The 24,251-nt window shown below is 61.2% G+C and carries 10 protein-coding genes; 3 read left to right on the forward strand and 7 right to left on the reverse strand.

Annotated elements, in window-relative coordinates; translation table 11 throughout:
* Positions 1–10: 10 nt before the first annotated feature.
* The 3 genes from FGM15_02575 to FGM15_02585 form a co-directional block, all read right to left on the reverse strand.
* Entirely contained in the window at positions 11–6,406 is a 6,396-nt protein-coding gene (locus FGM15_02575; GenBank protein ID MBU3664753.1) for a PAS domain S-box protein, read from the reverse strand.
* Positions 6,407–6,651: 245 nt separating this feature from the next.
* A complete protein-coding gene (locus tag FGM15_02580; GenBank protein ID MBU3664754.1) occupies positions 6,652–6,852 on the reverse strand; it encodes a hypothetical protein in 201 nt (66 codons plus the stop codon).
* Positions 6,853–6,907: 55 nt separating this feature from the next.
* Entirely contained in the window at positions 6,908–7,522 is a 615-nt protein-coding gene (locus FGM15_02585) for a response regulator transcription factor (GenBank protein MBU3664755.1), read from the reverse strand.
* A gap of 120 nt (positions 7,523–7,642) precedes the next feature.
* Here FGM15_02585 and FGM15_02590 point away from each other — a divergent pair, with 120 nt between their 5' ends.
* Together FGM15_02590 and FGM15_02595 are read left to right on the forward strand one after the other, a co-directional pair.
* On the forward strand, positions 7,643–8,356 hold the full coding sequence (locus tag FGM15_02590) for a PEP-CTERM sorting domain-containing protein (protein MBU3664756.1): 714 nt from the start codon (positions 7,643–7,645) through the stop codon (positions 8,354–8,356).
* 238 nt (positions 8,357–8,594) lie between these two features.
* Complete coding sequence (locus tag FGM15_02595) at positions 8,595–9,374, forward strand: PEP-CTERM sorting domain-containing protein (protein MBU3664757.1); 780 nt, start codon at positions 8,595–8,597, stop codon at positions 9,372–9,374.
* Between the two features lie 248 nt (positions 9,375–9,622).
* Here FGM15_02595 and FGM15_02600 read toward each other — a convergent pair whose 3' ends face one another.
* From FGM15_02600 to FGM15_02615, 4 genes are all read right to left on the reverse strand, one after another.
* A complete protein-coding gene (locus FGM15_02600) occupies positions 9,623–9,865 on the reverse strand; it encodes a type II toxin-antitoxin system HicA family toxin (GenBank protein MBU3664758.1) in 243 nt (80 codons plus the stop codon).
* Positions 9,862–10,080: a 2-oxoisovalerate dehydrogenase gene (locus FGM15_02605; protein ID MBU3664759.1), complete on the reverse strand. Its 219-nt coding sequence runs from the start codon at positions 10,078–10,080 to the stop codon at positions 9,862–9,864. The genes FGM15_02600 and FGM15_02605 overlap by 4 nt, the downstream gene beginning before the upstream one ends.
* A gap of 62 nt (positions 10,081–10,142) precedes the next feature.
* Positions 10,143–12,917 (reverse strand): class I SAM-dependent DNA methyltransferase, encoded by a 2,775-nt coding sequence (locus tag FGM15_02610; protein MBU3664760.1) that lies wholly within the window; start codon positions 12,915–12,917, stop codon positions 10,143–10,145.
* Between the two features lie 183 nt (positions 12,918–13,100).
* Positions 13,101–13,493: a hypothetical protein gene (locus FGM15_02615; GenBank protein ID MBU3664761.1), complete on the reverse strand. Its 393-nt coding sequence runs from the start codon at positions 13,491–13,493 to the stop codon at positions 13,101–13,103.
* Positions 13,494–13,656: 163 nt separating this feature from the next.
* On the opposite strand from FGM15_02615, the gene FGM15_02620 reads away from it, so the two are divergent.
* Positions 13,657–24,219 carry a hypothetical protein gene (locus FGM15_02620; protein ID MBU3664762.1) on the forward strand — a complete coding sequence of 3,521 codons (10,563 nt, stop codon included), beginning with the start codon at positions 13,657–13,659 and terminating at the stop codon, positions 24,217–24,219.
* The last annotated feature ends 32 nt before the right edge of the window (positions 24,220–24,251 follow it).

The following is a 24,251-nucleotide window of genomic DNA, read 5'->3' on the forward strand; positions in this document are numbered from 1 at the left end:
GGCAAATCGGTCAGGCGCAAGGGAACTTCAATCGCACCTCGGCGCCGCCGAGGGATGAGCGGCCGAACGCGATGCTGCCGCCGTGGTTCTGCACGGCTGTGCGCACCACGTAGAGGCCGATTCCCGTGCCGCCCGATTTGGTCGTAGTGAGCGGAGTGTCTTCCTTTTCCGCGCCCGACCACCCCGGGCCGCTGTCACCGATGCACAGCTCCGCTTGTCCGTCGCGTCGCGCAAGGCTGATGGAAATCTCGCGCTTTTCCGCGTCAGATTCGTCGATGGCCTCGGCGGAATTGCGCAGGATATTTGTCAAAGCGAGCTGCAACTGCGCATCGTCGCCCATGATGGTGCAGGTCTCGCGCAGGCCCGATGTGTGCACGTCGATCGCATGCCGCGCGAGCATGCCTTTGTTGTAGAGCAGCGCGCTGCGCACCACCGAGGCCAGATCCACTCGGCGGTGGTCTGTCTGCACGTTGCGCAGGAGGGTCTTCATTTTGTCGATGGTGGCGACGACGCGCTGAGCCTCGTCCGCGATGCGCGCCACAGCCTCCCGCGCATCCTCTTCGTTCTCCAGGGCCAGCTTGCTCTGGAAAAGGATGACGCTGAGCGGCTGGTTGATTTCGTGGGCCACGGCTGCGGCTTCGAGGCTGGTGCGCAGTTTGGTCTCGAGGTCCCGGCGATGACCGGCTTCAAGTTCCCTTGCGTGCGCTTCCGCGCGCTTGCGGGCTGTGATATCGACAAATCCGACGAGTAGCATGTCCTGCATCGCGACGGCATTGATCAGGACATCCCGCGACTCGCCCTTTTTGCAGCACACGCGGAATTCCATCGGCTCGATCGTTCCGCGGGTGCGCGCGGCTTTCTCCACGGCGGCACCCCAGAATTCGAAGGTATTTTTTCGGTAGCCCGCGTCCGGATAAGCGAGTAGGGCCCAATGGTCCACTGTCGGAATGTCATCCAGGTTGTAGCCGAATGTTTCGACAAAGGCCTTGTTGAGAAAGGTGATGCGTCCATTCCGATCGGGCGTGTTGATGGCGAGGGGAACAGGGATGTTGTCGAGGATCTTGCGCAGGCGCGCCTCGCTCTCGGCCAGCTTTTGTTCGGCCAGTTTGCGATCCGTGATGTCGGTGAGCACACCCTCCCAGACCACGGAGCCGTCGGGGAGGTCGCGCGGTTTGGATTCGGCGGTGATCCAACGGGTTTTGCCTTTGACGAAGATGCGGCACTCCTCATTGAACGGCAATTTGTGTTCGAAGACATAGGCGTTTTTACGCACCCACTCTTCCTGATCATCGGGATGCACGCAGGCGAAGGCGTTCATGGGATTATCGCGCGCCGCCTCGCGGTCGAGACCGGTCAACTCGAGGAACCGCGTGCTCATGAAAGAGAAGTAAGCCATGCCACCGCCGGGCGGTTGCACCATGGTGTAGGTGCCCACCGGGATGTTCTCGGTCAGTTCATAGGCGGTGCGCTCGACTTTTTCGCGCAGAGCACGCAGCGCCCTCTCGGCTTTTTTCTGATCCGTCACATCCGTCATGGACGTGAGCAAACGGTCGTCTAGAACAACCGCACGGAAGATGATCGCACGTTTTGTGCCGTCTTTGCAGGCGACCTCGAACTCCATCGACTCGACGCTCCCCCTGGTTTTGATGGCGCGGAAAACGGCTTCGTCCCAATCGCGGAAAACTTCCCGGCGGTAGTCGGGATCCGGATACGCTTTCTCGGCCCATGCCGCGACGGTCGGCACGTCCTCCAGCGTATAGCCGAAGGTGCGCGTGAATTGCTCATTGATGAACGTCATGGCGGCCGGCGAGTCCAGCGTGGTGGCGGCCACGGCGATGGGAAGGTTGTCGAGGACCCGCTGCAGTTGTTGTTCGGCCCGCTTTCGGTCGGTGATGTCGATCATCGCACCTTCCCAGATCGTGCCGCCACCGGGGCGGGCGCGCGGGATGGATTCGATGGTGACCCAGCGCGTCTCGCCGCGCACCACGAGGCGACCTTCCCAGAAAAACCGTTTTTGCTCCGCGAATGCCTCGGTGTTCAAGCGGTTGAAATTTCTCCGCTCGTCGGGATGGACCGCGCTCACGGCAAGGCTGTGATCGGCCAGCACGTCCTCGCGTCGCAGATCGAGCATTTTGAGCCAGCGCTCGCTGACGAAGGTGAAGTGTGGATTCCCTTCCGTGTCAAACTCGAGCACATAGGTGCCGACTGGGATGTTGGCCGTCAGCTCGAAGGCGGTGCGCGCGAGCGATTGCTCCGCGGCCCGGAGTTCCTTCGTGCGTTCTTCCACCTTTGTCTCGAGGGATCGATAAAGGCGTGCGTTCTCGAGCGAGACACCCAGCTGGCCGCAAAGGGTGCCAACCGTATCGGCGATGCCTGCGGTGAAGGCTCCGCGCAACCTGTGGTTTTCCAGCACGACAAAGGCCACGGCGCGGTTGCGGGAAAGGACCGGTATGCCGAGGACCGCGCAACGTTCACGGTCACGGTAGCGCGGGTCGGTCGCGAAACGCGTGTCCGCGACGGCATCGTCGGTGATGACCGGTTGCAGGGAGCGGAGTCCGAGCCTGACGACGCTGGAGGCCACCACAGCGTTCTTTTCCGCTTCGGCCAGCGTCTTCCGCGGTAGCGAATCCTTGTCGTGGTAGCCGGCTTTGAGCATCCATTCGTCGTTCTCGTCGGGCGCGAGAACCTGCACGTCGGTGGCGCCGGAAAGCCGGTGGAGAATTTCCGCCGTGGCCTCGGCCAATTGCGGCACCGAACGCAAAGCGGCGAGCTGTTGCATGGCGGCCAGGAGCGGTTGCGCATCGCGCCATCCGGTGGGCGCGGTGTGCAGGAACGGAAATTCCGCCGCAAGCGCGGCACACTTGCGCGTCGCGCCCCACGCGGCATACCGCGCGCGGGCCTGTTCGAGCAGACGGTGTCCGGCTTCCTCGAGATCCAGCGCGAGGTAAGCACGCGCGGCTTTCTCGGTGGCCAACGCGGCGTGCCAAGGACGGTGGTGCGCTTTGGCCCGCCGGATGGCGCGTTCGTAAACGGCCAGCGCCGTGTTGCCATGTCCGGCAACAGCCAGCCGCTCGGCTTCGACCAGATCGTGCAGGTGCGAGAAATTGGCTGGAGCATCCGCCGCGCGCGCAGCGAGCCAATCCTGGTTTGCCGCCACGCGTCCGGGCAGCGCGGGATCAAGGTCGCCGCGCCGCTGACGCGAGAGCAGCGCTAGTGACTCGAGGAAATTGATCAGCGCCGTGGGATAAAAGCCCGTGATGTAAGGAGCGAGGCGGGCGGCGGCTTCCGCATGGCGCGTGTGGTTTTCGTCCTCACCGAGAAGGCACGCGATGAGCGCCCGGGTCGTGTGGTGGAAACACGCGGCCATCGGGTTCGCATCGGGGATCTCGTCCGTTGGGAAGGCAGCTTCCTCATCGAGCGCGGTCAGCAAGCCGCGGAAAGCGGTATAGGATTCGGTGGCGTGGCGGTTGCCGGTTTTTTCGGCGAAGGCCAGCGCGCGGCGGTTCTCGACCGCGAGATCGGCGAGGGTGGCGGCGGTGTCGAGCAGCGCGGTCTGCGATGTGAAAAACGTGTAGCACGCAAATTCGAGTTCGCCGCTGCGCAGCAAAGCTTCGTGCGCCTGCTGCGCCTGCGCCAGCCCGTGCTCGAGCGTTTCCAGCCAGTGGCAGTTGAAAAGTCCGAAGACGTGACGCACCCGTGCCGTTTCCACGCCGCGTTCGGTGTTTTCCCCGATCATCAGGGAGGCCCGCGCTGCGCGGTAACCGGTCGCATAATCGCCGTGTGCCGGGATGGTCGCGAGGGCCAGACACGCCATCGGGTAGAGGCGCGCATCATCATAGTTTTCCTCCGCCCAAGTGCGGGCGGCATGGACCACCAGCCAGTTGGCCACGGCCGGACGGAAGAAAAATGCGGCCGGCACCATGCGGTTGAGCAGTTTCGCCGCGGCGTGCGCCGTGATGTTGGCTTCGCCGCGGGTGGGCAGCCGTTGCAAAGCCCCGGCGTCGATCGCGCGGTAAAGTTCGGCGAGTTCCTTCGTGAACGATTCCTCCGGATGTTCCAGCGGAACCCGTATCCCCAACTCATCCAACAGCGCGGAACCCAACCGCACGGCTTCCTCGTAGCGTGTGCGGTTGGAAAGACTCATCACCTGGATAGCAGCCGCATTGGCGAGCAACCCCGTCCCTGTCGCATGCGCGACCAGCGCCGCGTAAGCGGCATCGGACGCCGCATAATCCGGCAGACAGTAACACACGACATGCAGTTCCTCGTGCAGATCCCACGCGAGTGCTGGTGCGTAGTGCCACGGATCGGGTGCGAGCAACTCGAGCGCGAGCCGCAAGAAACGGTGCGCCGTGGCGAAGGCGCCCGCTGCGCGCGCATGGCGTCCGGCCCCGAGGAAAAGGGCGGCGACTTTTTCTTTTTCCTCCGCGTCTTCCAACAACGCGCAGGCTTCCGCATAAAGGCCGGCCGCGCGCAGAGGCGCCACGGCATCGTCCGGCGCCGCGGCCAGACGGCGCGCCATATCCAGTTGGCGTTGCAGGCGCCAAGGTTCCTCGCGCAAAGCGGCGGCTGCCTGTTGCATGCGGTCATGGCAAAAGGCGAAGCGGGCCATGCCTGCAGCGCGGGTGAATTCCAGCGCGTCCGGGGTGACCAGCACGCCGCGTTCGAGCGCGGGCAGCAGCACGGCGGCGGTCTCCTCCACGGTGCGATCCGTAGCGAGAGCAAGCACCTCCAGATTCAGATCCGCACCGAGACATGCCGCGGCCACGAGCGCATCCGCGGTGGGGGGCGGGAGGTCGGAAAGATTGCGGGTGAGGAACTCGACGACATTGGCGCTCGGCGCCTGCATCGCGAGCACGGCCGCATCCCATGTCCATCGCCGTAGCGCCGTGTCGAACACCAGCGTGCCTTCGCGATGCAGCGACTGCACCAACTCGATGGCATGGAAGGGATTGCCCCGTGTGGCGCGATGGATTTGCTCGGCCAGAGCGCGAACTTCTTCACCCGGCACGCCGAGCATTTCGCCGACGAGCGACGACAACTCGTCGGGCGGCAGATTTTCCAGCGGCAAAATGGCGGGCGATGCTTTCGCAGTGACCCGCGCCAAACCCGGCCCGGATTCGTCGCGGCGGAACAAACCCACCAGCAACACGCCGTCGAGATCCTCGTCGTCCAGCAGCGCCGTGGCGAAATCCAACGTAGGCTCATCGGCCCACTGCATGTCGTCGATCACCAGCACCAGCGGTTGGGCCGGCGAACTGACCAGACGGACAAGCCGCACCAAGAGTTCGTTGAGCCTTCGCTGTGCTTCGCGCGGATCGAGGGCGGGCGCCGACGGAAGTTCTCCGGTCAGCAGCCGCAACTCCGGCAACAATTCGAATAACGCGCCGGCCTCCGGCCCGAGGCCGGCCGTCAAACGCGACCGCAATTCGTGCAGCATTTTCTCGCTCTCGCCGGCCAGCAGCGTCAGCAACTGGCGCAAAGCTTGCACCGGAGCGAGAAGCGGACGATCACGCCGGAATTGCTCGCACTTGCCGCGCACGAAGTGTCCGCCGCGCAGGGCAACGGGACGTTGCAGTTCGTTGACCAGCGACGTTTTTCCAACACCCGCTTCGCCCGCGAGGAAGAGATACTCGCGTCCGCCGCGTGTGACCGCGTCGAACGCGTCGCGCAATTCGCCGAGCGCGTGGTCGCGTCCGTGATGACGGCGCGGCGCCCGCGGTATGAGAACGCGTTCCTTCGCGCGCAAGGCCACACTGTCCAGTGGTTCGCCGTGTTCCGCCGCGGCGCGCAACGACGCAAGATCGTCGGCCAGGCCGGAGGCGCTCTGGTAGCGCTCGTCGGGTTCCTTGGCCAGCAGGCGCAGGATGATTTGCGAAAGCACCGGTGGCATCCATGCTGCGAGTTCGGCGGGCGGACGCGGAGCGGCGGCGAGGTGCGCGTGGATCAACGCCGCTCGGTCGGTGCCGGCATGCGGCGCGCGCCCCGTAGCCAACCTGTAAAACGTGCCGCCCAGCGCGTAAAGATCCGCACGGTAATCAACCGGACGGTTCATACGTCCGGTTTGCTCCGGCGCGAGATACGCGACATCGGACGGCAAACGATCGAGCGGCGTGAAGCCGCCGTGGCCCGCATCGAAAGTCACCGCGTGATCGAAGCCTGTGAGGAGAATTTCTTCGCCACGCCGGCGGAAATTTTCCGGCCGCAAATCCCCGTGCGTCACCCCGCGCTCGTGCACCCGAGTCACCGCGCGGGCCATGGACTCCGCCAAAGCGAGGAAGTGCACCACGTCCCATGCGCCGTCGGTCGACAATGGCGGCGCGTCCCCGTTCCAGTCGATGCCCGCGACCCCGTCCAAAAGCTCCGCCACGCGCGGGCGGTGCCGGCCATTTTCCACAGGGTTCATGGGATTGTTAACCTAGCGCGAATCCGCGTAGCGCCCCACTTTTTTTGCAGGGGCTGAGCCATATCCATCGATGGCTTGCAACGCGCGCATCTTGCCGCCGACCTCGAACTGCTCCTCGGTCGGCCGGTGGAATCGGGTATCCTGCACACGGGAAACCTTGTTTATGCCAAAGAGGCGGTGGCGCATGGCAGGGTGCTTTTTGAGCGGGATCGAAACGCGAGGGTGCGGCGAAAATTTCGACGAGATCAGGTTCTGGCACGGGCGAGTTCGCGGGCGAGTTCCTGCTCGATGCGCTGCGGGCTCCATTCGGGATGCCGCAGGGCAAGACCGGCGCGGCGCGTCTGGCGGGCGGTGCGTAAAAGTCCCTTGGCCACTTCCCATTTCTCGGCCATAGACATCGCGCACAGCCGTTCGATCTGGGCAGGATGCAGCGGTTCGAGGGTCACAACACAAGGATGATCCGCACGCCCGCTGAGTGTGGCGAGCTTGCCTTCCGCACGATCACATCTTTGTTCCCAGCGTTGCGTGGTAGTGTCGCACGGCCTGATGGACCAGCTCGCCTCCGCTCGTGCCGAGTTTCTCCGCGATGTTCTTGCGATGGGTCTGAACAGTTTGCGTTGAAATGGCCAGCTTCTCGCCGATCTCCTTGCTCATCAACCCGCGCCCGATCAGTTCGAAGATCTCGTATTCCCGCTCGCTCAGCTTTTGCCGCACTCTGGCTTCGGGAAGTGCGGTGGAGCCGCCCCGCGCTGTGGGCAGGAGAGTTTTGATTTCCACGGCCAGATCGTCGAAGGCCTGGGTTTTGTCCAACACCGCATGCACATGGTCCTGCAGGTCGGACGGACAAACGAACGTGCTCGCCTCGCCGGAGAGAATGAGAGTTTTGGACGCCGGCTTGAGCTGCGCGAGGCGTCGGGCCACGCCGACGCCGTGGCCGTCCGGCAAAGCCAGGTCGAGCACGAGGATGTCGGGCAAGTGTTTCTCGCACGCGGCGATCCCTGCGGCTTCGGTTTGCGCCGTGGCGACCACCTCCAAGCCGGGTGTTCCCGCCAGCACGTTGTGCAACATCTGCAGGAACATCGTCTGATCCTCGACGATCACACACTTGAGGCTCATGGCTTCGAATATTTACAGCCGCCTTCGCGGTCTGCGGCGAGGTTATTTGCCATACCCTGCGGAGGGTATGGCGCGGTCCGTATCGTTGGAATATTTTCTTCTCTCCAGTTGAAAACTATCATGTTCAAGCTTCGTGACCGCGCCCTCCAACAGAATGTGATGAAGCCGCTGGTCGTGTTCACGGCGTTGGCGCTCCTCTTTATCTCCGGCGCGCGCGCGGAGTTGGTTTATGGCAACCTCGGAGCCGATGGCACAACCGCTTTAGGATCAGTCAACAATGATATTGGTCCAGGCAGTGGATGGCTGGCTCAGGGCTTCAATACCGGGACCTCATCACTGCTCTCCTTGCAGTCCGTCACTCTCGGCTTGTTCGGTGCGAATGTCGGCACAATCCCTCTGACTGTCTCGATCTTCAGTGGGATTCTCTCGGGAACAAACAACATCGTGCCTGACGTTTCACTCTACACCTCTGCTGCTGTCAATGTCGGCGACAAGAACAAATACTCCTTCACGTTTAGCAATGCGCAGCTGCAGGCCAACACTACCTACTTCGTCGTGCCCAATGGGGGCAGTTGGTATTACAACAGCGGCACGCCGGCCGCACCGCTCAGCCAAAATGGTTCTGGTTATGTCAATGCGGGCACATGGGAAATTACTTCCACAAACGCCATTACTCCCGCGGGAACCTGGGAGGTAGCGGAGTCGTCGCGTTACAGCCTCTCTGTCTATGCCACTTCCAACGCCGTCCCCGAGCCCGGCACCTGGGCCGCTGCGGCTTTGCTCGCCGGCGGTGCGGCGTTCGTGCGCTGGCGCAAAGGCGCAAAGGTTTCTTGAGCAACAAATCGGCGTTCACTTTCGTAGCGTCGGTCGCCTCATTTCGCTGCGCCAACAGCGTCAGTTCCAAGTTGTCGGCTTGCCTTTCGTGAGGGGATTGAGGGGTCGTTCTAACCATATTGTTGTGCGAGAGAATTCTCGATTGATATACCCTGCGGAGGGTATGGCGCGGTCCCCCTCGATATTGTAAAATTCATTCAAATCCATAAGCCAAATCTTCGCCTCGTCGTCTCAAAAAATGAAAACACCGCGCAATCTCTTCCCCGCCGTCTTGGCCTCCATCATTCTTCTGCCGCTCGCCGCGCAGGCCAACCTCATCGTCAACGGCAATTTCTCCTCGGGCAACACTGGGTTCTCCTCCGACTACAGCTACGTGGCAAATAATACTGCTGCGGGTGAGTATTATGTGCAGTCGAGTGCTGCCAATACTTGGAACGCAGGCTTTCTCCCTGTCGTCGGCCAAGGCGGTTCTGGCAACTATCTCATCGCCAACGGAGCCACCAATACCACGCAGTCCGCGTGGTTTCAGACCATCAACAATCCGAGCGTCACGCTAACCACCGACACCAACGCGCCAATTTACTATCGCTTCCAAGCCTATGTGAACAATCTCGTAAATACCAATTTCGCCCCGCCCGACCTTTCTTTCGAGATCTCCGTTAATGGGGGCGCCTACAATGCGTTCACGGCAACGCCGACGATTACTCCGGGAACATGGACTCTCGTCTACGCCGACACCTACATCACGACCCAGCCGACCAGCCTCGGTTTCCGCCTGCGCAACCAAGCCACCAATTACAATGGCAACGACTTCGCCGTCGACTCCATCTATTTCGGCCTGACGACGAACTCCGGCACCTATCCGACCTACGGTCTCCGCTCGGCCGGTGACATCACGAATCCCACGTTCGTCGCGCCGACCAATGCCGTCCCCGAGCCCGGCACGTGGGCCGCGGCGGCCTTGCTCGCCGGTGGCGCAGCGTTCGTGCGCTGGCGCAAACGCGCGAAGGTTTCTTAAGCGACAAAGCGCCGCTCACCTTAGCGACACCCGCACGGAAAAGTGCGGGTGTTTTGTTTTCCGCTCCATAGGTCGATCAACCGCGGATTGCCGCTTTTCTTGGTGCGGCGTTTTTTTGCGGGTGTTGCTGGCGCCAGCGGCGTGGTGAGTTTTTCGTAGAGGGCGAAGAGGTATTCGACGCGTTCGCGTTCCGATGTGAACGGCTCCGGGCGGTAGCAGCGATCGACGGCTCTATCGAGGGCCGCTGCTCAAAGATCCAATTGCTCGAAGAGTTCGTCCGGCGTCGTCTTGTGGTGCTCCGCGATGAGTTTGATGATCCCTCGCAGTGTCCCGACTTTGATCGGTTGATGGTTCGGGATGGTGACGTGGAATTGACCACCGACATTTGTCGTCAGCCTCATATGTGAACCGTCTTGCCGGACCTCTTCGTAACCGAGCACGCGCAATGCCTTGGCCAGATCGGCCCCGGACACATCGCGGGGTATTTTCACGCTGCCAAAACCTCGTCCCGCACGAAATGCAACCGGATCATTTTGGGCATCGGTCCCGCGGCTCCGTCACCGAAGTGGCAGTTCACGGCATCTTTGACCATGACCCGCAGGTCTTCCAAAGTTTCTCCTTGGGTGACGATGGCGTGTCCCAGAGCGGTCGCCACAAAACCGCCGTCGGCCTCATCTTCCTGCACTTCGAAAATGATCTCGCTCATGGGCAACTCCTAATCTTTCCGGCCATGCGGGTCAACCCCACCACCTTCTTGGATATAGTCCATTATGCAGGGGCAGCCGCTTTTTTCGTGCGGCGTTTTTTGGCGGGGGTTGCTGGAGCGAGCGGCGTGGTGAGTTTTTCGTAGAGGGCGAAGAGGTATTCGACGCGTTCGCGTTCGGACATGAACGGCTCCGGGCGGTAGCAGCGATCGACGGCTTTATCGAGGGCGGCGTGGGCTTTCGCCAAGTCCGGCGGCATGGTCACCGGATCGTAAAGATCGGCGAGGGTCGCCGTGGGGTGCGCGGCCCGCGCATCGAGCACGGCTTGCGCGGCGGCCTCTACCGCTTTGCGTTGCGCTTCGTCCGGCGATGGCCAGGGGAAGTTATTGTAGACAATACCAGCGGAGTATTGGTAACGGCTCTCAAGGCGCCCTGTTACTGTCCGCGTCCACGCCATGTGCATGGTGGACGATATGATGCCGAAGTTGAAAGCGGTGGCATTGGCCATCGTGTAAATTTTGTTCGTGGCAATGACATCGCTCGGCAGCCACGCCACAGGAATAAATCTCCGCCGCTCAGAGGACACTTCAGGAATCGCAAGGTAGTCGCTTTCCGGCTGCCGTATCTCGCCGAAGAGTGTTGGCGTATTCGCCAGTTCTCGCGTCGTAGGTCGGGAGCTTGTAAGCCGCTTTGCTTTGACGCTCTCCACTCGCGCCACGATCTCCGGCATGGCTCTTAGCTCATCCGGTGAGATGCCCACCAACCAGAGACAATATCGGTCGATGCCATTGATGAGTTCCTCGCTCCCGACCAGCCGCCTTATCCACTTCTCCGCCTGTGGCTGTGCTTTAAGTAGATCGGCCTTCTCCTCCGGTGTTAGAAGTAGATGGCCGCCGTCGTTCGGCATGCTTCCGAACGCAATGGCTGGCCCGCCGTTCACCGGCTCCCTCGTCTTGGTGACGGTGCGGTTGCCGCCCTCTACCAGGTAAGGACTGATGTTCCGTGGATGCGTCTGCTTTGCGGTGTCCGAATCGGATTCGTAATCAAACAGCGTTTTTGTCTGAACGTCCACTGCACCAAACCCAATAATGACGACGTGCACGTGTGCTTTCCCACGGGCCTCGCTTTGCCACGCGAATGTGCGGTGGGCAAAGTGAATAGAGATCCCGTGCCGCTGAAATAGGTGCGGCCACAATACGCATACTTGCTCACCTTGGGTGATTGAGTTGGTTGAGACAAACGCGCATCTCGCTTTGCTGCCGGCGATGTATTCCGCCGCTTTTATATACCAGCAGGTGACGTAGTCTAACGCGCCGCCTCCCTTTAGGCCCGCCATCACGGTGTCGATGTCAGCCTTCTGTTCCGCGTCTTGATATTGCTTGCCGATGAACGGCGGATTCCCGAGGACGACTACATTGTCCGTCGGCGTGAGAAATTGCTTCCAATCGGTCCGTAGGGAGTTGGCGTGCAAGATTTGCGCGGAGTGGACGAGCGGCAGGCTCACGAAGTAGCGACCGAAGGCGTAGGAAAGCTCGGTGTTCATGATGTGTTCCATGAACCACATGGCGACACGCGCTATGGCGCAGGCAAACTCGCCGATTTCGATGCCGTGGAAGCTCGTGACCGAGACGCGGGAGAGCAGAGCGATGTCGGTGATTTGCTGGGCGTCGCCGTAGAGTTCCTTGAGGACTTCGATTTCGAGGCGGCGCATCTCGCGGTAGGCAATGACGAGGAAGTTGCCGCATCCGCAGGCGGGGTCGAAGAATTGCAGCGAAGCAAGTTTGCGGTGGAACTCTTCGAGGCGGACGAGGCGGCGGCTGGAGCGGTCGTTCTTGATCGCGGCGAACTCGGCGCGGAGTTCGTCCATGATGAGTGGATTGAGAAGGCGCAGGATGTTTTCTTCGCTCGTGTAGTGGGCACCCACGGCGCGGCGTTCCTTGGAGTCCATGACGCCTTGGAAGAGTGATCCGAAGATGCCGGGGTGAACTTGCGACCAGTCGAAATCGACACAGCGGAGCAGGGCGTCGCGCATCGAGCGATCCATGGCGGCGACCGTGAGTCGTCCGCTGAAGACGTTTCCGTTGACGTAGGGCAGGCCGACGAGAGCTTCGTCGAGTCGTGTTTGGCGTTGGTCAAGCGGGGTGTCGAGGACGTTGAAGAATTGCTGGAGCTGCGAGCCGAGGTCGCTGCCATCCTCGCGGGTGCGGTTGATGATGTAGTCGCTGAAGGCGTCGGGATCGAAGAGGCCGGTGTCTTCGGCGAAGTGGCAAAAGAGGATGCGGACGAGGAGGCGTTCGAGGTCGTGCGCCGGATAGTTGCCTTCCTTGAGCGCGTCGTGGAGGTCGCCGAGCAGCTCGACGGCCTTGATGTTGACGGGCGCTTCGAGGCTCGGGCGGCGGGGTTGGTATCCGCCGAGAAAGCCGAGCGCGGAAGCGTTGTCGGCGAGTTTTTCGAGAGTGAATTGGTAGCGCTCGCCGGTGTGGAGATCCTCGACATCGAAGCGGGCGAAGTCGCAAGCGATGAGGTAGCGGGGCCGCTCGTCGGGCGTGAGATACGGAATGTAGTCCTGGCCTTGGGTGCGGGCGTCGTCGAGGTTTTTGCCCCGGCTCTTTTGTTCGACGAGGGCGGTTTTCTTCCAGAGGAGGTCGATGAACTTGGTGGTGCCGCCGGGCATCTTGACGGGGTGCTCGAAGCGGGCGAGCTGGCGGCGGTTGGCGCCGTAGGCCTCAAAGAGGCCGTCCCAGAAGGACTTGGCGTCGGCGTGTTCGTCGCTGGCGTCCTTCCACGTCTCGGAGAACTTGGCGCACCGGGCGCGGATGTCGTTCATCGAGAGGGTCATGGCGGCAGGGGGCGGGATCGGCGGCGAGATTAAGAGATGATGCGCATCTTGCCAACGCGCCAGAGCGCGTATGACCCACTAAGTTGTTGTGGCCGCTTCGCTGTCGGGCGCAAAAGATTATGAGAGCGATTCCCGCGGCGGGAGGTGTCCGCCATCCGCCGCGATGCGGGTTCGCGGGAAACGCTATTTTTTCTTCTTCGTTTCCGGCGCCGGCTCGACGGGCGCGGGCTCCTGGGGCGGCGCGGATGGCGCGGCGGAGACGCCTTGCTGCTGGGCGGCTTGTTCGCGCTGCATGAGTTCTTGCACGGCATTCTTTAAATCGCCGAGCGGGACCCAGCCGATGATGTTGCCCTGGGCGCCGGTGGCTTTCGATGCGAACGACGCAGCATTGAGCAGCTGGGCTTCGCCGCTGAATTTGTTGTAGCGCACGACGGTATCGATCGTGTTCGTGCCGATCGTCACTTTCGCGGCGATGCATTCCCATGGTGCGGAGGCAGACTCCTGCGGCGGCTGTGGAGGCGAGCAGGCGGTGAGGACGGCGAGAGGAATGGCAAAAAGGGCGAATCGCTTGAACATGACGCGTCTTTTACGTTCCCGAAACGCCTTTGCCAACTGAAACCACCCCCTCGGAACATACCCTCCAGAGGGTATAGGCAGGGGAAGACGCCGTTGCTTACTATCGCGATGCCCGTGTTGTGCCCGCACCGCGCGTCGGCCCCAAACCCATCTGTCATAGCCCATGAAAAACAAAATGCCTGCCCGTTCATCGAAGTTCTTTTTCCCACTAACTATGTGTCTCGGCTTTTTCGCGGCGATGACATTCGATACCCGCGCGCAGCTGGTCATTCACGCATGGGAGGTTGGGGGAAATGTTTACTCGGTGGGATACGGATCGGTCGAGTTGCCACAGGCGCGCCCAAATGGAACGGCCAACATGGGTGGATTCTCATGGCCGTCGCGGCCCTTTTTTGGTGTTGGCAAGAGCAGCGGCGACGGCCTTTGGTATACGAGCTCTCCCGGCGTGCTTGGGCCCGGTGGCAGCGTTTCGCCGAACTCAACCTGCGGCGACACCATCAACGGAGGTTCCGCGGGTTTCTATCTTCCGGTAGGATATACCTCCGGAACATTTGTCGGCGGCACGACGATTTACCTTGGCCGGACATTTGAGAGCATGGGTGTGAATCCCGGCACTTACGTTTGGTCTTGGGGAACAACTGCAAACAGAAAGCTCACCATCAACATCGGCACAACGCCGGTCGAGGGTTATTGGAATGCAGGTTCGGGAACTTGGAGCACGACCGCCAATTGGTTGACGGGCGTCGCGTATGGCACACTGCCAGTCGAGACCGCTTTCCTCAACAACGGCTCGACGATTTCCTTAAACGATGCGCAATCACTGAGCGGTTCGTTCATGATCGGCCAAACCTGCGCAGGGGGAACGCTGTCGCTCACGAGCGGGGGTCTGCTGACCACACCGCAGATCGACGTCGCGTTCAAACGTAACACGGTGGGCAATCTGAATTTCGACGGAGGAACGGTAAACGCCTCCCGCATCGTCTTTGGCGTGGGCAGCGGTGCGGTGAATTTCAAACAAGCCGACGCTCTTGTCCTCGATTCGTTGATATCCGGACTTGGCACGGTGCGCCAGCAGGGCACGGGGACAACCACGCTCACAGCGAACAACAACTACACCGGTCCGACCGAAGTCACCGGCGGCCGCTTGCTCGTCAACGGCACGCACGCCGGCGGCCAGAACTACACCCTGTCCGTCAACGGCACGCTGGGCGGCACGGGCATTTTGTCCGCCGGCGTGGTGGTTAACGCCGGTGGAACCCTGACACCCGGCGTGGGCGGCACGGAGGAGTTCAAGGTAGGTTCATTGACACTGAACCCGAGCGGCACTTACGGCGTTGTTGTCAACGGTGCGGTGGCCAACCGTTTGGCGGTGACCGGCAATGTGGCGCTCGACGGACGCATCAGTTTCACCTCTCTCGCCGCACCCACTGCAGATCTTTATTCGCTCATCAATTACGGTGGAACGCTCAACGGTATCTTCACTTCGATCAACAACATGCCAGCGGGTTATGAGCTGTATTACGGCGATGCCAATACGGTTCTTTTGAAGAAGGCCGCCGCACCGCCCTTCACCGTCACTCCGGTGTTTTCCGGTGACAACGCTGTCATAACAGGCGGCACGCTGCCTTTCGATGTCGCCGCCGTTAACTCCGGTGCAAGTTCGCTGACTTTCACGGCAGCGTCCGGCACCAACACGTCCGGTTCCGTGGCTAGCACCACCGTGCCTGCGGGTTCGGCTGTCAATGCCGCGGGTCTTTCATGGACAGGCACCGCGGTCGGTGCGGACCAACCGGGCAGCTTCCAAGCGACCAGCGGGGCCACCACGACGAATGTGGGCTTCGCCGTGTCTGTTTACGACCATGCGGCGCCAGGAGTGAGTGGAGGCTCCTCCATTGCATTCGCGCCTGTGCATGCCGGCTACGCAGCGGCCCAACAATCGACGAACAGTCTGACGGTCACCAATAGCAGCGGTTTCCGCGTCGATCTCGGCATGACCAATGACAACACCGCGCTCATTCCGACGCTGGCGGGACTTGCGCAGGGAAATTCCAGACAGCTTTTCGGAAGTCTGGCCACGGGGCGCGCTGCAGGACGGTTCAGCAACACGGTGGCGCTGCGCTTTTTTGACGATTCGACACTCAACGGTGCAAGCGCCAACCTTCTCACCACAAACGTCACCGTGATGGGCTATGTGTATTCCGGCCAAGGCGTTTGGGCCGCGGCTGCGGGCGGTGACTGGGAGGCCATTGCAAACTGGCAAGTTCCGGGCGGCGTGCCGGGACTCGACGGTGCGTTGAGTATCAACGATACCGCAACGTTTGGCACGAATGGCAACGGTCCCGTGACCTTGAACACAAACGCGGGCCTGCTCGCGATCACGTTTTCCAATCCTGTGTCATATGATGTTTCCGGCAGCGGCACCATCACGCTCGCGGCCTCGGGTGCAAATAATGCGTCGATCACGACGCTGGCCGGTGCGCATACGATTTCCAACGCGGTGGTCGCGCAGAGCGATCTGTATTTATCCAATGCCGCATCGACGCGATTGACGCTGGCCGGACCTGTTTCCGGAATCAGTGCACTGAACAAGTCCGGTGCAGGCACGACGACGCTGGCCGGAAGCAACACCTATTCGGGCGCAACGACGATCGCGGCAGGAACGCTTTCGGTCGAAGGAGCTGGTCTGCTCGGCGGCGGAACCTACGGCGCGAGCATCGCCAACAACGGAACACTCTCGTTCCTCGGCAGCGGAGCGCAGACGCTCAACAGCACCATTTCCGGCACCGGGTCTCTGGTTGTCGGCGGATCCACCACGGTCACGCTCAACCCGACCAATGCGACGACGGCGAACACCTATTCCGGCGGCACGGTCGTGAACAATGGCGGAACGCTGGTTCTCGTCGGCAACGACAAAGGCGGCTCTGTCGTCGGCGCCAACACGCTGACGATCAACGCGGGCGGCACGGTGACATCGGGGGCTGTAAATCCGCTCGGCTGGGACACCGGTTCAGCCACGCCCAACGTTGTTATAAACGGCGGAACTTGGGACGGCAGCGGATATTATGCCGGCTTCGGCAATTTGACGTTGAGCAATGGCACGCTCCTGCGCAGTGGCTCGTTCTGGTATAAAAACCGGCCCGGCACGATCAGTGTCTTCGGCGACTCTTTCATTACCGGAGGCAGCTACAGTTTGCGTCAGGCGGACAGCGCGTCGCTGCCTTACAACAATTTCAATGTAGCCAGCAACTCGAAGCTCACGGTCTCGGCCTCGCTGATCAACGGCGGGACGGGAACGAGCAGCGCGAACGATTCCGGATTCATCAAGACCGGCGCGGGCACGATGCTGCTCACGGCCACGAACAGCAACTATCGCGGCAATACCTTCATCAGCAACGGCGTGGTTCAGGCCGGGGCCAACGGTTCTCTTTCCAGCAATTCCGTTGTGTTACTGGCCGGCGGCACACTCGACATCCAAAGCACGACAAACTCCATCAGCGTTCTGGAAGTTCTCACGGGCAACCATACGCAAACCAACGGCGTCCTCAATGTGCTCCGCCCCAACGACCAAAGCATCCGTTTGGCCCGCGATGCGGGAAGCATCGCCACTTACAATCTTGAAGGCGGGACACTTCGCTCCGCTTATTTGGCCAATCTGCAGGTCGGTTGGAACGGCACTGCAACTTTCAACCAGACGGGCGGAACGAACAGCATCGGCGGTTATCTTGTCATCGGCCGTTGGGGCAGTTCCAGCGGCACCTACAACCTCTCCGGTGGTCTCCTGGAACAATACGAGGCCTCGCGCTTCTCCATCATTGGTGAAGACGGCGTCGGCACAGTCAATGTCAGCGGCACCGGCGTTTTCAGCAACGTTTCCTCCGTGCGCATCGGCCTGGCAGGCGGTCGAGGCACTCTCTCGCTCTCCAATGCCGGGCAGTTCATCGCTCCCGGGATCCAATTCGGTGCCAACACCAACAACAGCGTAATCTTCGGTCTCAGCTACAACACGAACTATGCCGGACCGATCAGCGGCACCGGCAGCTTGGTGAAGAACGGTTCATCGACCCTGACCCTCTCGGGCAACAATACCTACACGCGCGGGACAACGGTCAACGGCGGAACCGTTGCCGTCACCGGAAAACTTGCCAACAACGCCGGCAATACCGTCACGGTGAATAGCGGGGCGACTTTCGAGTTCGGCGCCACCGACGTGTTCGGCCTCCACTCCGCGACCATCCTGACGCCGATTGTGATCAACGCGGGCGGTCTCGTCACCAACAGCGGCAACTTCTTCAACGCCCTCGGACCGGTCACGCTCAACGGCGGGACGCTCGCGGCCGGAGGCACGACCAACGGCTATTCCTACGCGCTCAAAAGTGCTGTCACCGTGAGCAGCAATTCCACGATCAGCGGTCCGGGCATCAGTCTTGGTGCGGGGTCGGTGACCGGCACCACTTTCAACGTCGCGAGCAACGCGACGCTGACCGTGACTGATGGTTTGCTCAATGGCGCGGGTGCTTCCTGGCCAACGCCTCAAGCGAGTTCGCTCACCAAATCGGGCGTAGGCACGTTGCTGCTCAATGGCACCAACACTTACACGGGTGACACGACGATCTCGGCAGGGACGCTCGCGGTCGGCGGTTCCGGTGTCTTGGGCGGTGGCAATTACAATGGCGACATCGCCAACAACGGGACGGTGGTCATTGATTCAACGGCCAACCAAACCCTGAGCGGAACAATTTCGGGCACGGGATCGCTCGTGAAGAATTCCTCCGGCACGCTCACGCTCGACGGACTCGACAATACCTACAGCGGCACGACGACGATCAACGACGGGACAGTCTTGCTCAACGTCAACCACACGGGCGCGGGCGCCTACACGGTCAACGGCGGAACTTTCGGCGGCACGGGTTCGACCGCGGGCAGCGTCACGGTCAACAGCGGCAACATCACGCCGGGAGACGGTATCACGCCGGGTGAGCTCGGCATCGGCAATCTGACGCTCGCGGGCGGCACGCTTAACGTTTTGCTCGATGGGGATACGTCGAGCCTTCTCAAGGTGACCGGCGACGTCGCGTTGTCAGGCGGCGCGGTGAATTTCATCACCGGACCGAATCCGCTCACTGCATCGCTCTACAATTTTGTCTCCTACGCGGGACTCGGCACCGGCTTTTTCTCGGCCACGAATGCAATTCCTGCGGGCTACGAGCTGCTTTACGCGGATGACGACAACACGATCCTTCTCAAACTGCAAAGCGTCAAATATGCCGTCGGTGCACTATTCGATGGCCCCAATGCGGTGATCACGGGTGGCACGCTGCCGTTCGATGTTTCCGTGTTCAATGATGATTCCAACAGCGTGACCTTTACCGCCGCGGGCGCCACCAACACCACAGGAACAGTCGCCGCGACAACAGTCGGGGCTGGCCACGACACCAATGCACCCGGTCTGAGCTGGACCGGAACCACAGTCGGAACCAACAGCGGCAATTTCGATGTCACGTTCAACGGGTCGTCCTCTTATACGACAAACGTCGGATTGACCGTGTTGGTCTATGATCACGCTTCAGGTTCGCTGCTCACCAACGCACTCGAGATGCCCGATGCCATCGTCGGCTACACCGGTTCGCTGCAGGGAACGCTCGAGGTCAGCAACGCCGCCGCGGCACCGCTGCGCGCGGCGCTCGGAACAGTCAGCTCCTCAACCAACGCGGGCCTGACCATTGAAGATGTCGCTGATGTCGATGCGGGGTCGTCGGACAACCTGACTGTCAGTCTCGCGGGGCAAGCCGCGGGCGTTTACACAAACAACGTCAATGTCACGTTCCGTGACAGCTCGACGCTCAGAGGTGCGAGCACCAACGTCGGCACGACCAATTTCGCCGTCACCGGAACGATCTACAACCACGCTGCAGGCTCGGTGGCCGGCGGCAATACGCTCTCGTTCGCGCCGGTGCACGTCGGCTATGCCGGCCCGCTCACGACGACCAATACGGTGACCATCAGCAACCAAGCCGGTCTTCGCGTTGCCTTGGGTGCGACGGCTGTTTCCACGAATGTGGATCTCTCTATCGATGCCGTCTCCGGCTTGGCCCAAGGCGCATCGACCAACATCGGCGCGACGCTCGCCAGCGGCGCTGATGCCGGCATTTTCACCAACAACGTCACGGTCACATTCTTCGACGACTCCGGTCTGCGGGGCGCCAGCACGAACGTCGGCACGGCGAATCTTCTTGTGACCGGTATCATTTACACCGGCCAGGGCGTATGGACCTCGACCAATGGCGGCGCTTGGACGACTTTCACCAATTGGCTGGCAGCGGGTGGAACACCGGGCTTGGACGGTGCGCTCAGTGTCAACGACACGGCGACGTTCGGCGCGGCCGGACGCGGACCCGTCACGCTGGACACGAACGCGTCGCTCCTCTCGATGACGTTCTCCAATGTGAACTCCTACATCCTCTCCGGCAGTGGCACGATCACTCTCGCGGCTTCCGGCGCGAACGAATCCTCCATCTCCTCGCTGCGCGGCACGCATACGATTTCCAACGCCATTGTGGCGCCGACAGACCTGCAGCTGAACACGGCGACCAACAGCGGGTTGACGCTTAATGGGGTCATCAGCGGCGCGGGTGGATTGATCAAGATTGGCACGGGCACGGCGACTCTTGGCGCATCGAACACTTACGAGGGGACCACAGCTGTCGAAGCTGGAGCGCTTATCGGTTCCGCGGCGTCCGCGTTCAGCACGAAAGCCATAACGGTCGGTGCCTACGACGATGAAAACGCTTCGTTGCTGGTCGATGTTTCCGCAGGGGGATTCACTGTTTCCAACGCCATCACCGTCGTGCCGAACCTCGGCATCACGACCATCGGTTCTTCGAAGCTCGGCACAAACAATTGGGCGAAATTCGCCGGCCCGATCGAGTTGGAGAACGACGTGACACTTGTTGCCGCTCCCGGTCTCGATGGCGTCAACAACCGCACCGATTTCAGCGGCGGGATCAGCGGCACAGGCGATGTGACCATTACCACGGCGACCAATTCGCGGGTGGTGTTCATGGATGCCGCCAACAGCTTCAATGGTGATGTCATCATCAGCCCGGGTTCCACGCTGCAGCTCAGCGACGGGAATGCCACCAGCACAAACTTCATTCCCGACACGGCGAACGTAACCATCGGAGCAAACGGCTTCCTCAAACTGGCTAAGGGTGACAACTCCGAGGACATTGGGGGCTTGTCCGGAACGGGAACGGTCGAGGCGATCGCCGGCGGAATAAACAAACTCATCATCGGCAACAACGATGCTTCGGCGACATTTGCAGGAACGCTCCGCGACAACGGCGGTGTGCTGGATATCCAGAAAATCGGCACAGGAACGCAGATATTCACCGGAATCGGAACGTATTCCGGCGTGACCTACGTTGCCGGCGGCGGAACGCTCAGCGTTGCCGGCCCCGGGTCGATCAATGGAACACGAGAAGTTTGGGTTTATGACTCGGACAGCATCCTCGAGATCATCGATGGCGGTTCGGTTTCCTCAACCGGCAATGTGGCCGTGGGTCCTTTCGATGGCACACGCGACAACCAGATCAATGTCCTTGGAGCAGGTTCGACACTGTCAGCCGCTGGTAATTTTTACGTGGGCTACGGCGGAACCAACAACCAGCTGAATGTTTCCGAGGGATCGGTGACCGCCGGCAATTTTTACGCCGGCTTCCAAGCCACTGCGCAGGACAGTGTGACCACTGTTTCCGATGGCGGATCGCTCACGGTCACCAGCGCGTTCATCGTCGGCGTCGGCGGGACTGACAACGGCCTCCAAGTGCTGAATGGCGGCCGAGTTGCCGTGACAGGGACCAGCGATGTCGTTGTCGGCAATGATGCCGGCTCGACTGGTAACTTCCTTGTTGTTTCGGGAGCGGGCTCCACCTTCACCAATCAGAAAGCCTTTGTCCTTGGTCTTGCCGGGGCGAGCAACTCGCTCACTGTGGAGGATGGTGCGGAACTCAGAACTGGGAACGCCCGGATCGGCCGCGATACTGGCTCCGATGGAAACACCGCGGTCGTCACGGGCGCAGGCTCGAGTTGGGATATCACGGGCACTTTGCGTGTCGGCTCCTCGGGCAACAGCAACAGCCTCGAAATCATAGGCGGCGGCATCGTCAATGTTTCCAGCAATGTCTTCGTGGGTTATCTGGGCACGGATACAACCGGCAACTCTATCCTGGTGGGCGGGAGCAACTCCCAGCTCGTCGTGACCAATGGAGCAAGCGAACTTTTGGTCGGTCCGACTGCGGCCAGCTCAAATAGCGTTACCGTAGCCGATGGCGGCGAGTTGGTGGTCAATTCGGTGCAGCTCGGGCCGTTATCAACCCTGCGCTTTGGTGAAGGAAATGGCGCTGGTTACATCAGCGACGCCGCGGTCATCAACGGGAACTCCGGTGGTCTGGTGGAGTTCAATCACACCAACGATGACTACAACTTCGTTGCCCGTCTCGCGGGAGGTCTTGGAGTCGTGTTCAGCGGCCCCGGCACCACAACGGTCGGCGGATCAAACTCCTACACTGGCGCCACAACGATCAATGGCGGCACGGTTGTGACGACAACCACGAATGCCTTCGGCAACAATAGCGATGTCACGCTCAACGCCGGCGTGCTCAGCCTCGACACTGGTTTGGACATCGGGACATTCACGTGGGACGCGCTGGGCGTCGTGAGCATCCTCGATGCTGTGTCCGATGCGAACGCTCTGCGGATCGCGGGCAATCTGACGCTGACCAACGGTCCGACGAACATGTTCGACCTGCGTGGAACGTTCTTAGGCGGGTCACCGACCAAACTCCTCACGGCCGCAAACATGACGACCAACGACTTTGACCCGTCGCTTTTCGGCATCGTGGGTGGTCTGGCCGGCGACTACATCTTGACCATCAGCAACAACGCGCTGTGGATCGATGCGGAGATGCTCATTGTTGACGGGAGCGTCACAACGACCGGCGGCACGAACAGCTATAAAGGTGTGCGCTACGTGGCCGGCACAGATCCGAATCTGGAAATCCCTGTCGGAAGCACGATCAATATCACGAACAACCCCGTTGTGATGAGCAACAACAGCGTCACAACGGTGAACGGCGTGTTTTCGTCCGGCAACGGCTTCACAGTGCAGAGCGGAAGCGCTTTGGGCGGAGCAGGCACGCTGATCGGCAATGTGATCAACCAGGGCCTTTTGAATCCCGGCAACCCGACCGGACTGATGACCATCCAAGGCAACTTCACGCAGACGCCCTCGGGAACCACCGGTCTGCAAATCGCAGGGCCGAGCACCTTCAGCCAGCTGCTCATTACCGGCACGGCGACATTGGCCGGCACTCTTCAAGTCACACCGATCAACGGCTTCGCTCTGCCGTTCGGCAGCCGATACCAGTTCCTCACGGCGAACGGCGGGGTCAGCGGTGCTTATGACGCCATTGCGATGCCGACCGGTCAGCGCGGCCGTGTCCTCATCAATGGGACGACAGCGAGCCTTTTGGTCGCTCCGCAGAGCTACACGCAAATGGCGATGACGCCCAACCAGTTCAACGTTGCTGCGGCGCTTGACAGCTTCATCAGCGCTGGTGGCGACCGTGGCACGGTGAGCGCGGCTCTCGATTCGCTGAGTGCAGCCGAATACCCCGCGGCGCTGGAGCAAATGTTGCCCAATGCTTATTCCTCGCTGCCCAACATGGCCTTCAACACGGCCAATGCGCTCAACAGCGGGATGTTCCAGCGGTTGTGGGTGACCCGCGTCAACGGCCGCGGGTTCTCATCCACCCTCGCTACCAACCCGATGCAGGCGGAGATGGGCGGCACGGATGACATGGGCGCCTTCGCCATCAATCCGTCGAAGGAAACCAAGTGGGGTACGTTCGTCGATGGCAACGGCATCTTCGCCAATGGAGGAAACGTGAACTATCTGCAGAACTACCGCTCGCAAAGCGGCGGGGTGAGCACGGGCGCGTCCTACTCGTGGAATGACAACCTGGCTACCGGCGTCTATGTCGGCTACCAGGGCCTGCAAGCCGAATACGACAATGGCCGCACGATCGACAACGCGGTGCGCTTCGGTGTCTTCGGCACCTACGATATCGACAACTTCTACGTCAACGGCCTGGTCGGCGGCGCCTACCACGGCTACACGGTCAACCGCTACATCGACTTCGGTGGCTTGGACCGCACGGCGACCGGACGCCCGGGCGCGGGCGAGTTCGATCTGGCGTTGGGCACGGGCTACGACTTCGAGGTGGGGAACTTCACATGGGGTCCGTTCACCACGATGCAATACACCTACCTCGGGGTGCAGGGCTTCACGGAGACGGGCGCCGACTCGCTCAATCTGGACGTGAGCCCCTACAACTCCAGCAGCCTTCTTTACACGCTGGGTGCGCAGGCGGCCTACAATTGGAAGCTCTCGAAGAATGTGCTCGTCACGCCGACAATCTTTGCCGGATGGCAGCATGAGTTCTTGCAGAATAGCTACCAGATCAACTCGTCGTTCACCACGGGTGGCCCGGCCTCGCCGTTCGCCTACAACACCGGCACACCGGCGCGTGACAACTTCTACGGCGGCGTGGGAGCGACGGTGGGAATCGGCGAGCGCTGGCAGGCCACGGCGACCTACAGCGCGTTTGTGGGCGGCCAGAGCCAAAGCAGCCAGAACCTCTACCTCGGACTTGGCTACAAGTTCTGACCTGCCATTTGCCATTGCACGGGCCGGTTAGG

It is taken from the genome of Chthoniobacterales bacterium (assembly GCA_018883245.1).
In the GTDB taxonomy this organism is placed as follows: Bacteria; Verrucomicrobiota; Verrucomicrobiia; order Chthoniobacterales; family JACTMZ01; genus JACTMZ01.